Origin of the sequence: Aquimarina muelleri DSM 19832 (assembly GCF_000430665.1) — a bacterium.
GTDB lineage: Bacteria > Bacteroidota > Bacteroidia > Flavobacteriales > Flavobacteriaceae > Aquimarina > Aquimarina muelleri.
The window spans coordinates 66,182-80,907 of the sequence record NZ_AUML01000027.1; the positions used below are offsets into that span (position 1 = coordinate 66,182).

Genomic DNA, 14,726 nt, shown 5'->3' on the forward strand with positions numbered 1-14,726 from the left:
TGCAAAAGTGATAAATTATAAATGCATATCCCTGATTTTTATAGAAAATTAACTTAAAAGAGAAGCTTTTTTTAGATTATTATTTCCATCGAAGGGTTTCCATAATATGTTTCATATCATTACGAAGATAATTCGCAGCAGGAAGGATGGAGTCATAATTTGGTTTTACTTTAAAATATATGGATCCCACTACAAAATTATTGACACTATCCGTTACATAAAATTGAGACTGAGAGGCTGCATCGCCAGACACTTCATAAAACATACCGTATACTTTATTTTTTGCATCAATATATGGCTCTTGTAAAATTCCGTCTGCTTTAATAAAATGTTCTTGAGTAAGGTTTTGAGCATCCCTAAGCAATGAATCGAGATTGTTATTAATTTCAAAATAAGAAATATACATAGTAGCGTTTAATCTTTTATAATCGAGATTATACCAACACTTTTTATTCCTTCTGGCATTTTCTAATTTTGAATATTCATTTTTTTCAAAAGTATAATGACATGGAAATGATACTTCTTTATATTTAGGAGTTGGATAACTAAGCCTAAGCATCGCTTCTGGTTTAGGAATCACCTCTCCTCCACAACCACAAAAAAACAATATCGATATACAAACTGTAAAAAAAACTCTAGCTACTTTCATTCTCATTGATAGTTAATTTCACTTGTTTTATCCTTTTATTATCTAATGATTCTATCTTAAACACATATCTATCCAAAGGAATAACCTCTCCTCGTTTAGGGAAATTTCCTGACATTTCAAGCAATAACCCTGCTATAGTTTCTGCATCTCCTTTGTTATCCTCAAAAACATCATTATTTTCAAGTTTCAATACTTTATAAAAATCTTTTAATGCCATTCTACCTTCAAAAACATAGTTTTGGTCATCTAATTTTGAAAAAACCAAATCTTCATCATCAAATTCATCACTAATATCTCCTACTATTTCCTCTATAATATCTTCTAAAGAAATTAAACCACTAGTTCCTCCATACTCATCTACTACTATTGCCAAGTGATTTTTTTTATTTTTAAAATCATTGAGCAAATCATCTAATTTTTTATTTTCTGGCACAAAGTAAGGTTCCCTTAATAAGGATACCCAGTTAAAAGAAAGTTCATTTACATAAGGCAAAAGATCTTTTACATATAAAATCCCTATAACCTTGTCTATACTATCCTCATAAACAGGAATACGAGAATATCCGTTTTCAATAATTTCAGGAAGAATTTCTTTGTATGTGGCTATACTATTTAAAGCAAAAATATCCATACGAGGTCGCATAACTTGCTTGGTATCTGTATTCCCAAAAGAGACGATCCCTTCTAATATTTTCTTTTCTTCGTCTGTAGTATCTTTATCTGATGTTAATTCTAATGCTTGTGATAACTGATCTACGCTTAGATTAGATTTTTGTTTTCCGAGTTTATTGTGAATTGCAATGGTTATACTTCGCATTGGCAAACTAATCGGAGAGATAATCCAATCCAAAACTCCTAATGATCGAGCAATAAGTTTAGCAAATTTTACTCTATTTCGACTAGCATATATTTTGGGCAAAATCTCACCAAACAATAGGATTAAAAAAGCCACTAACCCAACTTCTACTACAAATCTTACATTAATCCACCCAAACCAGGTATAATCCAAATTACTAAAATAGATTTCCCCTAAGGTATCAAAGAGAAGTATTATCGCAATATTAATAAAATTGTTTGCTACCAATATTGTAGCTAATAATTTTTTTGGCCTATCTAACAATTTTGATACAATTTTCAAATTCTTAGAAGTGGCATCTTCTTCTTTAAGATCGGTAGGTGTTAGCGAAAATAAAGCTACTTCACTACCTGATATTAAAGCTGAACAAATAAGCAATACTATTAGAGCTACCACATTAATGGTTTGCATCACATCAAAAGCATAAAGTAAAATAAATAACGGTTCAGGATCAGGGTCCAAATTATATTTGTTTAGTTAAATTTATTAGAATGGAAGATCATCTTCGACATTTGTTGAATTAGGCGAAATAGATTGCGAGTTGTCCGCAGGTGTATTTACCTGAGAGATATTCTGTGATCCAGGATCAGAGGGTGAGTTTTCATTCTTAGGAGTAAGAAAAGTAAAATCTGTACACTGTATTTCTGTACTATATCTGTCTTTTCCTTGTTCGTCTTGCCATTTCCTAGTTTTAAGACGACCTTCAATATAAATTTTATCCCCTTTGTTAAGATATTTCTCACAAATTTCTGCCGCTTTATTTCTAACCACAATATTGTGCCACTCTGTAGTATTTACTCTCTCTCCGGTGCTTTTGTTTACATACGAATCATTGGTTGCAAGTGGAAACCTGCCAATACAGTTACCTCCTTCAAAATAGTGCATCTTTACCTCATCTCCTGTATGCCCTATAAGCATTACCTTATTTAATGTTCCAGACATTTTAATTTATAATTGATTAGGGTTTAAGATTACAAAGAAAAACAAACCTCATTAAATAACGCTATCTGCATACTTGTTATTTTCTTAAATACCCTATAATAACTTTCTTTAGTAGTAAATGTAATAAAAAAAATGATATACAAATAACCCAGAGACAGTCTTAACTTATGTTTCAGATATTTTCTTGTTTCTATTATTATTTAAAAAACACATCTATAAAATTACTTAACAAAATAGGAACAGGATATTTACGAATATCTTTTGTATTAATTTTTTTTTGTGTTTCATTCGTTTTTATAAGCCCGTCTATTTTTATAACATAAAATCGAGTATACAAATGCTGATGAGATAATTTATGAACTACTGGCTCACTATAATATGGTACAATCTCATATTCGTCATTCTCTACCACTTGTTTAAAAACAGGATGATCTACAATAGTATCCTTATTAATAGTATCGCTCTCTATTAATGGAAATTCATATAATCCTTGCCATATCCCATTACCTATTCTTTGGCTAATAATTGTTTGATGGTTTTTTGTGTAAAAAATCAAATAATTAAAATATCTCTTTTTAACTTTAATTTTTTTTAGTTTAACAGGTAACCTCTCTACATTACCTTTTTTTAAAGCTTCACAACTATCACACAATGGACATATAAAACAATCTGGTTTCTTTGGTCTACACTGTAATGCCCCAAACTCCATAATTGCCTGATTATAATCTGCAGGATCATCATGATCCATTAGCTGAATTGCTAGTGCCTTAAACTGCTTTACCCCAATAGCACTATTAATAGGTGTTTCAATATTAAAATATCGAGACAACACCCTATACACATTTCCATCAACAACAGGAACCGCTTCCTTGTAGCATATAGACGCTATTGCACTAGCGGTATAATCACCAACTCCTTTTAATAGTAAAAGATCTTTATAGGTAACAGGAAAAACTCCATTTAAATTATCTGCCACATGTTTTGCTGTGACATGCAAGTTTCTAGCCCTAGAATAGTAGCCTAACCCTTGCCACAATTTTAGCACCTCTTCTTCACTTGCTTTTGCTAGATCAAACACAGTTGGAAAAGCTTCAATAAATGACATATAATACGGTAATCCTTGCGCAACTTTCGTTTGTTGAAGTATAATTTCGCTAAGCCAAATAGGATATGGATTATTGGTTTCTCTCCACGGCATAGATCTTTTGTTTTGTAAGTACCACGTAATGAGTTTTTTAGAGAAAATCATAATAAAATTATAAGATTTGTAAAATTAAACGTTTAAAGATTAAAATATCATCTTAAGTATTGATATTTTGGATTTTAAATTCTTATATTTGCCCCCTTGAAAATTTAAAAACCCCTTAATAGGTAGTATAATGACTAAAGCAGATATTGTAGCAAAAATTTCAGAAAAATTAGGAATAGAAAAAGGTGATGTTCAGGCAACGGTTGAAACCTTTATGGAAGAGGTAAAAAGCTCACTAGAAAGTGGAGATAATGTGTACCTTAGAGGATTTGGTAGTTTTATAATAAAAACAAGAGCAGAAAAGACGGGTCGTAACATTTCTAAGAATACTACGATTAAAATTCCTGCACACAACATACCAGCATTTAAACCCGCAAAAGTTTTTGTTGAGGGTGTAAAGACTAATGTAGAAGTTAAATAAATAATAATAAATAAAAAGTATACACTATGCCAAGTGGTAAAAAACGTAAAAGACATAAAGTGGCTACGCATAAGCGTAAAAAGAGAAGAAGAGCTAACCGCCACAAGAAAAAGTAGTTTCTAACTACTTTTTTTATTTAAAAAGTTGCGTTCTTTGAAATCGAAATAAAATACAACATCTAAAATACAAGGTGTATAGTTTATTTCAATGGAATTGTAAAAAATTCCTGTGAAAAAATTGTTTAATCCATTCCGATTATTATCGGGATAAAAATCTAATCAGAATGAACAACGAATTGATCATTAGGTCAGGTTCCTCTACGGATTTTGCCTTATTAAAGGATGGAAAACTAGTTGAATTACATAAAGAAGAAGATGACAGTAATTTTGCTGTAGGCGATATATTTATTGCTAAAATCCGCAAAGCTGTCCCTGGTCTGAATGCCGCATTTGTTAATGTTGGCTATGAAAAAGATGCTTTTTTGCATTATCATGACTTAGGTCCTCAAATATCTTCTTTACTTAAATTCATTAAACGTGTAAGCACAGGTAAATTAAAAAATTATTCTCTTAAGGATTTTCCTGCAGAGAGCGATATTGACAAACACGGTACGATTACCAATGTGTTAAAATCAAATCAATCGCTATTAGTACAAATAGTAAAAGAACCTATATCTACCAAAGGCCCTCGAATTAGTTCCGAACTTTCGATTGCTGGTAGATATATAGTTTTAGTTCCTTTTTCTAGTCGAATTTCTATTTCACAAAAAATTGAATCTACTGAAGAAAAAGAACGCTTGAAAAGACTTGTAAAAAGTATTAAACCAAAAGGTTTTGGTATTATTGTACGTACAGTAGCAGAAGGCAAAAAAGTAGCAGAACTAGACAAAGATTTACAAAATCTTATGGGACGATGGGAGAGTATGTGCAAAAAATTGTACAAAGCCCATCATCCATCAAAAGTATTAGGTGAAATGAATAGAACATCTTCTATCTTAAGAGATGTTTTTAATGACTCCTTTACTTCTATTGTTGTAGATGATGAAGATCTATACAACAGAATCAAAGAGTATCTGCAAGAAATTGCTCCAAAAAAAGAATCAATTGTGAAACTTCATAACCCGAAAGTACCAATTTATGAAAAACATGGTATCGAGAGGCAAATCAAAACGAGTTTTGGCAAGACGGTATCTATGAGTAAAGGCGCTTATTTGGTTATTGAGCATACAGAAGCTATGCACGTAATCGATGTAAATAGCGGTAACCGATCTAATAAAGCCAAAAATCAGGAAGATACTGCACTAGAAGTTAACCTTATTAGTGCTGCTGAAGTAGCTAGACAGCTTCGTCTTAGAGATATGGGAGGTATTATCGTAGTCGATTTTATAGACATGAATAATGCTGACAACCGTAGAACTCTTTTCAATCAATTGCGAGAAGAAATGAAGGACGATAGAGCAAAGCATAAAATTTTACCGCCAAGTAAATTTGGCTTGATTCAAATTACGCGGCAACGCGTGAGACCTGAAATGAATATCAAAACCCGAGAGGAAAATCCTAATGGAATAAATGGCGAAGTTGAGGCGCCTATAGTTTTGGTAGAAAAAATGAAAGTCGAATTAGAAAAATTAATTAAAAAAGATCATAAAAAGATAACGCTAAGCGCTCATCCTTTTATTGCAGCTTTTTTAACAAAAGGATTTCCATCCACCCGATCTAAATGGTATATTAACCATAAAAGATGGGTAAAGATTGTACCTAGAGACGCTTACACGTATTTAGAATATCATTTTCACGATAAAAATGGTGAATTGATATAAATTAATAAAAAAACCCAACTTTAAAAAAAGTTGGGTTTTTTTGTTTTATCCTGTCTCCTACTAAAACAACATCGTTATCGTCAGCCATTTTTTTTAAATAGAAAATTAAGAAGATGCCAAATACCTCACTTGTGTTTTTTGATATCGTAATAAGAAATCATAACAAACTAACTCATAAAAACGCTGTTTAGATCTAAATGCACGATTTACCAACATATGTATGTAACTACTAAGAAGATCGTCTAAAGGCATTTCTAATTCCTTTTTTTGATACTTATCTCTAATGTTTTGAATTGCAGATCTTGATCTTTTAGCTTTATAATCAATAATCTGATCTAATACAGAATAATCCTCCTGAATATAATCTCTCTCTAAAAACAAGCTAAGCTTACTTTTTAAGCCTCTATATTTTTTATCTAATTGCTTATTTAATGCTTTATCTGCATGAAACTCTCTTTTGAACGCTAAACTATTTTGACTTACTAAATCTAATTTTTCTTTGTTCTCATAGCCAAAACTATTCAATAAACTATCTATTGCTTTTACTACAAATAAAAAATACAATTCTTCGTCTTCGATTCTTGCCATTCCATCCAAAAGCATCGAACTATCATAAAAAAACAGTTCTTCCGAAACTACCATAGTATCTCTACCATAACGTTCTAGCTCCCTGATATAAGTATCTGTCTGTATTTTAAATATTATATGCTGTTCTACATACTTTTGCAATACTGCATTTATTTTAAAAATAGTATCTCCTATATATTTTACATCTCGCAAATGCAATCGTATTCTAATATGAAAATCAGGGTCTGCATATCTTATAAAAAACCAAGAATCTATAGATTCTTTCTCTAATAATTGTTCTACGACAGGCTTAATGGCTTCTATAAGGATTGTATCTGATGTTCTTGCTCCACAATATATCTTATAATACAACCACTCATCTCCAAGTATAAATGTTCTTTTTATGCTCATACAATACTTTATCTTATCTCTGCTTTTACCTTTTTTGAGATGTTATTTTTTTCTTTTACTTGTTTTAATTTTTCATCATTATATAAGGAGATAACAAATTGATTTGTATAATTATTTTCTTTTTGTTGAACTATCCCTGATTGTTTTTCAGAATTAACCTCATCAGTAAATAAAAACTCTTCAAGAATACAGGTTTTTTTATTTTTTATGGTATCCAACCACATTTCTATAGAATTACTGTTTTCTAAATTAATCAATAGAGTATTATCTCCATCTACTAATTGTATCAAGTTAGGGATATTTAATTTTGTTTTCCATACCCTTACTGATTCAAACAACTCTTCCTTATTACTAACGTTTGTAAACCCTAGATCTGCAACAATTATTTTCCAACGGGCTGCTGCCAAAATAAAATCCTTGTATACTACCCTTGGTAAAAAGATATTTTTCTCTAATGCTTCGCCCCAATAAAAACCCATCCCTGATCGACCTCCTTGTTTTTGTAGATCACATAAAAAATGATATACTGGCAATGCATTAACACTATAATTATGAGCATTGGTTAAACGCGGAACAACTTCTTTATTTAAAATCTTAGACCGTAATACGACTTTACCATGTTTAACGGAGATTACTAAATCCTCTATTGATATTTGTTTTTTTACAGGTACATTAGATTTCCCTAAATAAGGGATTTCATACTCTCTAATAGTAGCTCTTCGTAGTACATTTCCAGTTCTGGACTCTGGCAAATGAATAACCTCTGCAAGAATATGGTTTGGATATATTTGCTGTTCTACGGCAACTATATTATGAATGTGTTTTAAAACTTGTTTGTTTCCTGTAGAAAACCTACCCATAAGGTTTGCTGCTGAAGATCCTCCCATCGAAGATAAAACCATCTTTTCTTCGCCATTTATTTTTGTAATTTGAACAATTGTCGACATAGTATCTGGTAAATCACTCCAGTTGAACTCTAAATCTTCAAAATCTTTATCTTCTAGTTCTAAAATGTATGGGTTTTGTATTTCTTGCAATTTATTACTTAATATTTCAGAAACAGGACTCCAAGAGATTTCTTGTTTTAAGTTTGATTTAGACGGAATATAAAGATCCTCTAAAAAAGAAGTAGAATCACTAGCATCTTGGTGCTGTAAATAGCCTATCCCTATTTCGGTATCCAGAGCAACTGCCAAAGGAACCTCTTGTGTTTCATATCGTTTTACAAAAGCATCTATAAATCGTTTTAAATCTGTTTCTTTATTAGGGCTACTTATTTTATTTAATAACGTTAATACTCGTTTTAATTTATACCCCCATCGAACGTCTAATCGATTAGATTGTGTTTGAGTATAGATATCGGTTTGAAAAAGATATTTTAATTCAAAAGGAGTATCTAATTGTTTTAATCTCTCCCTTATTTCAAGATATTTTTTAGTCTGATTACCTAGTTTGAAGTCTATCTCATCCAAAAACTTCTTGTAATATTGAATTTCTTTTAAAATAGGTGTGTCTACATCTAACCTAACGAGACATTGTTCTAATTGCACCAAAAAATCTTCTCCAGTTACCGTTGGTTCTATTTCGCTTATTAAAATTTGATTAGAAATAAGCTCTTCTATAAACCCTTCGGCTTCTTCTTTTGTTATTTCATCATCTACCAGTAATAATGCTAATTCACTAATTTTTTTACCTGTTTTAGTACTATTTATTATAGTTTCGAGATATTCGGTATAGGTAACTGCTTCTATAGAATGCTCTCTTCGATTGTTTTTATTATAGGTATATTCTATATATCGGTATTGCTCCCCTATCCTGTAAAGACTACTATTAGGATACCATAATAATTGTTTTTTGATGGCACTTTCTTTGGCTAATTTTTGCGAAAAAGCTACCAAAAAATTCATATCAAAACGGGTTTGTCTTTGGTGGTGATTATAGTCCTCTAATTCGATATTTGTGGTTTTTGCAAACTCTCCTATACTACAACCTGCAAATAACCCAAAAGGAGTACATCGCGAACTCATTCTGGAAATATACTTTAATAAAGATGCTTCTAATCTTTTGTGCTTTTTGGTATCTTTTAAATTTCCTGACACCCATTTTTCTATTTCAAAGAAGAGTTCTGGCGAAGCCAAAAAAATAGCCTCCCGTATAATAGCATTTTTCCAGATATTTATAAAAATATCCTTTTTTATAGTTTTCTCTTTAGTAAGATTATAATAAAAATCTAATGATAAAATTGGTGTTCTAAGGCAATATTGGTCAAAAAAAGTATATGGGTTTTTTAGTTTCAAGAGCTATTTAATGTTTTTATTAATATAAAATAAATATACTACTTTCTGTTTTTATAGTTTTTGTTTTAAAATTGAAAAAAAAAAAACAATTATGGTAATCGTTTTATACGGAAATTTTATAAAATCATATAGATGGATCTTTTTCTAATTATAAAAGTACTTTACCTTTGTATCCTATGCATAAAAATCCTGCAGTATCTATAACCGTAACCGAAGCGATGAGAAAAATGGAACGTTATTGCGCCTATCAGGAACGTTGCCATAAAGAAATAGAGGATAAGTTATATACTATGAAACTTATACCAGAAGCCAAAGAAAAGATTATATTACATCTTTTGGAACATAATTTTCTAAATGAAGAACGTTTTGCCAAAGCTTTTGCAAGAGGTAAATTTAGTATCAAAAAATGGGGAAAACAACGTATCACTCAAGAATTAAAAATACGACAAATCTCTGCGTATAACATTACATCTGCTCTTAAAGAAATACCTGAAACAGATTATTTAGAGACTTTTCATACACTTGCCGAAAAGAAATACCAAAGCATAAGTAAAACAAATCCCAATCAGCACTGGGATGACAAAAATAAAATACGAAAAAAACTTATAGATTATCTTTTATACAGAGGCTGGGAAACAAGCCTTGTATACGAAAAAGTAAGTGAGCTTATTTCTTAAGCTCGTTTTATGTATTAAAAAATATATAACATTGGTTTGCAACAAAAGTAGATTATATGATATCAATTACATTCTTGCATATGCTTTACCTAGCTCCCAACCAACATACATGAATGCCATTGCCATTGCAAATACTAGTACTACTAATTCTAAATCGCTTAACTTGCTTATAGATTTAGACACTGTATTTAAAATATTCGTTTTGGTTTTCATAGTATAAGGTTTTAAAAATTAAAACTACCTGAGAAATACTTCTAGATTGTAAATATAATAAAAAAGACCTCAGGTAGTTTTATAAAATATTTATTACCTAGCAGCTTCTCTACCTAGATCCCATCCCCTTTTGAATGCTGCACCAGCTATAGCTAATACACCTGTGATTCCTCCTAAATTACCTCCATTTGTATTTAGCATTTCCTTAGAATCTAATTAAACGATGTTATAACTTTCAAGGTTTTTCATTTTTTGCCATTTATTACTACCTCTTTTGTTTTAACTTATCGTTTTTAATCACACATTGTGGAGTTTAATTTTCTGAGGCTTACCTCGAAAACAAAATATATTTTCGGAAGCATATTTCGTGAGTTTGCTCTGAGGGTATTGATTAGACTTTTTTATATATTATTTTCTTATTCTTACCCACTAAAATTTGACCTCACCCGAAAAGGATTCTGGTGATATTGGGCTTTTATTTTTTTGATTATTCAAAAAGTAAATTAAGTAATTTATTGTCTTGGTTTTCTAATACTTTAGGAATGTTTTCAAAATGCTTTTCTTTTTTATTTTTGTAAGAGGTCAATTCGTATTTGAGTTTGTATTGATCAAAAGTTTGTTGCAGTGGCAGGTCTTCTCCATTCTCAATATAACGATTAAAGAAAGGAGTAATATCTTCTTTTAAGAACTCATTTGCTTTGGATATGAAATATGGATGATCTAATTTTTGTCCATTTTTTTTAGCATCTTTTAAGATAGCTCTTAATAAATCATCCAGCTTTAATTTTCCTTTAGATATGGAACAGATTTTAAGATCTAATAAAAAGGCAAATAAAGTACCTCTTTTATAAGGAATGATTTGAGTGTTATAATCACTCCAATATTTTTCATACGTGATTTCCTTATTTTTAATATTTTTTGATTTGGAAATCAGGAGTTCGAGCATTGTAACATTCAATTTTTTGGTAAAATAAGAATTCCTATTTTTTGTAAAAGAATAGGTAGCTGCAAGTTTAAAATTTATATAATCCGTAAAACCCTCACTAAACCAATATTGTTCTTCTTCATTATCATTAAGGATGGAGATACCAATCCAATCATGAACCATTTCGTGATTGAATAATTGTAATAAATCCTTGTCTTTGATATAGGAATTGTTAGATAAAGCAGCTGTAAACGAGTTGGTCATTCCAGTCCCTGTATATCCTTTTCCTTTAAAATTATTCATAGGAGATACTACAATAAGGTAATCTTCTTTATCAAAATCATTCCAAAAAGTCCTTAAACCATTAGTGATTTCTTTTAGAAAGGCAGTTATTTTTGTATCATCAAAAGGCATCCATATATCTCTTATAGCAATAGATACTTTCTTGTTCTTTATATATTGGTCATATAAACGATAATCACCCCCAATATGAACTGATTCTTCGAATTTTTTTCTGGTTGTTTGTATAATTTGATGTTTGATATTTGTGCCAAAACTATTGTGATAATTTTGGTTAGGTGTTTTCCAATCTATAGTGATTTTTAAATTATCTTCTGGATTAATATCAGGTAGTAAAAAAAGACTATGGGTGTGTACATGAAAATAGTTTGGTTGTACTATGGGTCTTCTAAAATTACCATAAGTTATTTCCTTTCCTCTATCTTGTTCGATAGTATAATCCAATCTTATCGCATTAGTTCCTTTTTTATGATAAACTTGAATAATGCTATCTGTAGAAAATTTAGTTTCTGTGATATTTTCAGAAAATCTTAAGTTTTTTAAACAGTTTCTTAAACTATCTTGCCCCCAATGCGAATTGGGAAAGAAAAATGAAGTTTTTTCAGAATGTGGATCTGTTACAAAAATTACTGAAATTTCTAAATGTGGATTAGGTTTTTCAGAAAAACCAATTTCATAAGTAATTTCATTAGGTTGTTGAGCCTGTATAAGGTGTACTGTTAACAAAAGTGTTATTATTATATTGAGTTTCATTAAATAGTTTTTTAAAATAATTGTGGTGTATTGTCTAAAAAAATATGACTCATTTATCTGTAGTATTTCTTTTTTTTATAACATTTATTACCACCTCTTTTGTTCTCTTTTAATGTATCGTTTTTAATTGTTTCGCGAAGTCTAGAGGTTTTTTTTACATTATTTTCTTAGTCTTACCTACCAAAGTTTGACATCACCCAAAAGGATTCGGTCGATAGCGGGGGCATAGTGTAGGAACTTGCTTTAATTATTTATTAAGAAACCATTGTAATACGATTCTTTTTTTACAACTTTTCCATTACTATCATAAATAATCCATCGAGAATTTTTTTTACCTTTTAAATAACGACCTGTTTCTTTTAAAACTCCTGTATCATAATAATAATCATAATAATATCCTGAACCATTTTTATAAATTTCGTAATAACTCTTTTCTTCATCTACATCAAATGGGTTTGAGAGATAAGGAGACAAAATCTTTCCATTAAGATCAAATACTTGATATTTGCCATTCAAAACACCATTGAGGTAATTAAATGTTTTCACAACTACAAATTTATTTTTCTTTTTATTAAAAATTTCTTTTGTCCAAATTCCTTCTCTTTTCCCTTCTTTTATAAAACCTTTTAAGTGACCAATTAAACTAGGGTTTAGACTATCATTAATAGCAGAATAAAGTGAAATTTCTATTTGGGCACTAACAAGAGAAGAATCTTTAACATATTCATATAATCCTTCTTTGTTTATAATCATTAATTGCTTTGTGTTTTTATATTCTGATATCGGAACTATTTTTAAATATTCAGTAATCTTTTCAGTAAAAAATTCTCTTTCGGACTCTTTTATAATCACCTCTTTTTGTGAAAAACATTTAGAAAAAACTAAAAATAAAAAAAGACACAGACTTATATTTTTCATAATTATTTTGAATAGTAAGTTTTTATTTCGCTTTGAATCGTTTTCCACTGCCATTTCCAAAAACTATTTCTTATACTTCTAGGATTAGTATAATCCATAAAATTATCCAAAGTACTACCTTTCTTTGGAAATACATATTTGTTGTTCTCCATAATTTTAGGAGCAACGGATATAAGTGATTGTCTTTGGTTAATATTTTTTTTACGTTGTTCTATTTCTTTTTGCTTATTCAATATCCTTTTTTCATGTCCTATAATATTTGATTCTGCTACCTTTAAATTATTAACTGCAATTGGATTATTAGGATGTTTTTGCATCTTTATGATTTGTTCTTTATTAGCAGTTATTCTCTGCTTATGTTTTTCAATTTCAACAATTAAATCATGTATCTTTTTTTCCTCTTCTAATATATTATCTTCATGATTTTTTATAAAATCTTCTCCTTCATTATCAAAAGAATGTTCACACCCTAATACATGTGCTATTTCATGAACATAAGTTGTTACACTATATAGTCCATCATAAAAAATACTACAATATCTTTTAGTAGTATCCCATAGTTGCCCATCTCCTGCTGTATCATTTTTTCTTATAGTGGTCACAAACAAAAGAACACCTTTATGGACAGTTTCTTTTTCGTATTTTGTAACATATAATTCTCTAAACATTTTACTTACAGATTCTTTTTTTCCGACAAATACAGCTCCATCATATAAAGGTTCATCATTATCATCTGATATTTCACCTTCCAGTTCCAAAATACATTCTGTTTGAATAATATTTGTTTTTATCAATGCTTGTTGAAGCGAATTGTTATTTAAAAAATCATTTAATTTTATTGTATTAAGGGCATCATTGATACCTTTAAGATCTTTATCTCTTGATGTACTACGAACTACTTTTACAATTTTTAAATTTAGATCATAAACCTTATCATTTTTAACTACTATAAGCTTACCTACTATATTATCATTTTTATCTAAAAATTCAATTTTAACGTCATCATTTAATGGTTTATCACAAAAAACTTTTATTTCATGTCCATTAGCTTCTTTAACTTTCAACTGATCTGGTTCAAAACGTATACCATTTTTTGCAGGTAACTTAATGATATCTTCATTTCGTTGTTTACCATTTATAGAATTAATATGTAAATTCAGAAAGACGTTTTCTTGATTTGGAAACATCGATAACCAAGGGACAAAATATTTTATTCCCTCTATGTTAATCTGTTCATATTCCTTTTTTAATTCTTGATAATTCTCACAGATATTTTTGTAATTATTTCGAATCCAGTCAAAACCAAACTCACCGTTATAATCATTTTTACGAGACAGAGTAGCTATGAATTTAAAATCTTCTTTTTCCTCCTCACCTAATGCTTGATATCCTTGTTGTTTGCTTGGTGGGATATAGCTTTTGTTCCACCGTCTAATTATAGGGTGTCCATAATCTTGTATCGCAGGAGAAATCGTAATCGTGGTTAACATTGGGGTTTCGCCATTAGTAGCAAAAACCTCTCTATACTCTACTATGGCAGCATCATTAAATTTATATCTTTTTAAAGGGGGATTATCAAAAGAGTTAAAGTAAAATACCACCTCTCCTTCGCTTAAATAATAAAAATCTTCATTTTTTTTATTATGTACCGATGGCATTTGCATAAAGTACAAAAACACCTCCTCGTTATAACCTGTTATAAAAGTACATTCTATTAATCCCCCCAATA

At 29.8% G+C, this 14,726-nt stretch carries 13 protein-coding genes; 3 read left to right on the plus strand and 10 right to left on the minus strand.

Features of this window, described 5'->3' with window-relative positions; genetic code table 11:
• Positions 1-79: 79 nt before the first annotated feature.
• From gldD to mutY, 4 genes are all read right to left on the minus strand, one after another.
• Positions 80-649, minus strand: a complete 570-nt coding sequence (gene gldD / locus H527_RS0111950) for a gliding motility lipoprotein GldD (protein ID WP_027412936.1) — start codon at positions 647-649, stop codon at positions 80-82.
• On the minus strand, positions 636-1,967 hold the full coding sequence (locus tag H527_RS0111955; RefSeq protein WP_027412937.1) for a gliding motility-associated protein GldE: 1,332 nt from the start codon (positions 1,965-1,967) through the stop codon (positions 636-638). The genes gldD and H527_RS0111955 overlap by 14 nt, the downstream gene beginning before the upstream one ends.
• A gap of 24 nt (positions 1,968-1,991) precedes the next feature.
• On the minus strand, positions 1,992-2,447 hold the full coding sequence (locus H527_RS0111960) for a single-stranded DNA-binding protein (RefSeq protein ID WP_027412938.1): 456 nt from the start codon (positions 2,445-2,447) through the stop codon (positions 1,992-1,994).
• Between the two features lie 196 nt (positions 2,448-2,643).
• Positions 2,644-3,696, minus strand: a complete 1,053-nt coding sequence (mutY, locus tag H527_RS0111965) for an A/G-specific adenine glycosylase (protein ID WP_027412939.1) — start codon at positions 3,694-3,696, stop codon at positions 2,644-2,646.
• Positions 3,697-3,826: 130 nt separating this feature from the next.
• Here mutY and H527_RS0111970 point away from each other — a divergent pair, with 130 nt between their 5' ends.
• A complete protein-coding gene (locus tag H527_RS0111970; protein ID WP_024768281.1) occupies positions 3,827-4,117 on the plus strand; it encodes an HU family DNA-binding protein in 291 nt (96 codons plus the stop codon).
• A 283-nt stretch (positions 4,118-4,400) separates the two neighbouring features.
• Positions 4,401-5,936, plus strand: a complete 1,536-nt coding sequence (locus H527_RS0111975; RefSeq protein ID WP_027412940.1) for an Rne/Rng family ribonuclease — start codon at positions 4,401-4,403, stop codon at positions 5,934-5,936.
• A gap of 105 nt (positions 5,937-6,041) precedes the next feature.
• Here H527_RS0111975 and H527_RS0111985 read toward each other — a convergent pair whose 3' ends face one another.
• Both H527_RS0111985 and H527_RS21995 read right to left on the minus strand, forming a co-directional pair.
• Positions 6,042-6,914 (minus strand): thiopeptide-type bacteriocin biosynthesis protein, encoded by an 873-nt coding sequence (locus tag H527_RS0111985; protein ID WP_027412941.1) that lies wholly within the window; start codon positions 6,912-6,914, stop codon positions 6,042-6,044.
• Between the two features lie 8 nt (positions 6,915-6,922).
• Positions 6,923-9,211 (minus strand): lantibiotic dehydratase family protein, encoded by a 2,289-nt coding sequence (locus tag H527_RS21995; protein WP_051316743.1) that lies wholly within the window; start codon positions 9,209-9,211, stop codon positions 6,923-6,925.
• Between the two features lie 176 nt (positions 9,212-9,387).
• Between H527_RS21995 and H527_RS0111995 the strand changes: the two genes are divergently transcribed.
• Positions 9,388-9,888 (plus strand): regulatory protein RecX, encoded by a 501-nt coding sequence (locus H527_RS0111995; RefSeq protein WP_027412942.1) that lies wholly within the window; start codon positions 9,388-9,390, stop codon positions 9,886-9,888.
• Positions 9,889-9,954: 66 nt separating this feature from the next.
• Here H527_RS0111995 and H527_RS23970 read toward each other — a convergent pair whose 3' ends face one another.
• From H527_RS23970 to tssD, 4 genes are all read right to left on the minus strand, one after another.
• Positions 9,955-10,101, minus strand: coding sequence for a hypothetical protein (locus tag H527_RS23970; RefSeq protein ID WP_155837880.1), 147 nt, complete (start codon positions 10,099-10,101; stop codon positions 9,955-9,957).
• A gap of 487 nt (positions 10,102-10,588) precedes the next feature.
• Positions 10,589-12,079 (minus strand): M1 family aminopeptidase, encoded by a 1,491-nt coding sequence (locus H527_RS0112010; protein WP_027412943.1) that lies wholly within the window; start codon positions 12,077-12,079, stop codon positions 10,589-10,591.
• A 243-nt stretch (positions 12,080-12,322) separates the two neighbouring features.
• Positions 12,323-12,997, minus strand: coding sequence for a toxin-antitoxin system YwqK family antitoxin (locus H527_RS0112015; RefSeq protein WP_155837881.1), 675 nt, complete (start codon positions 12,995-12,997; stop codon positions 12,323-12,325).
• 2 nt (positions 12,998-12,999) lie between these two features.
• Positions 13,000-14,726: type VI secretion system tube protein TssD (gene tssD, locus H527_RS24205; RefSeq protein ID WP_162143818.1), on the minus strand; the 1,727-nt coding region annotated here is incomplete at its 5' end.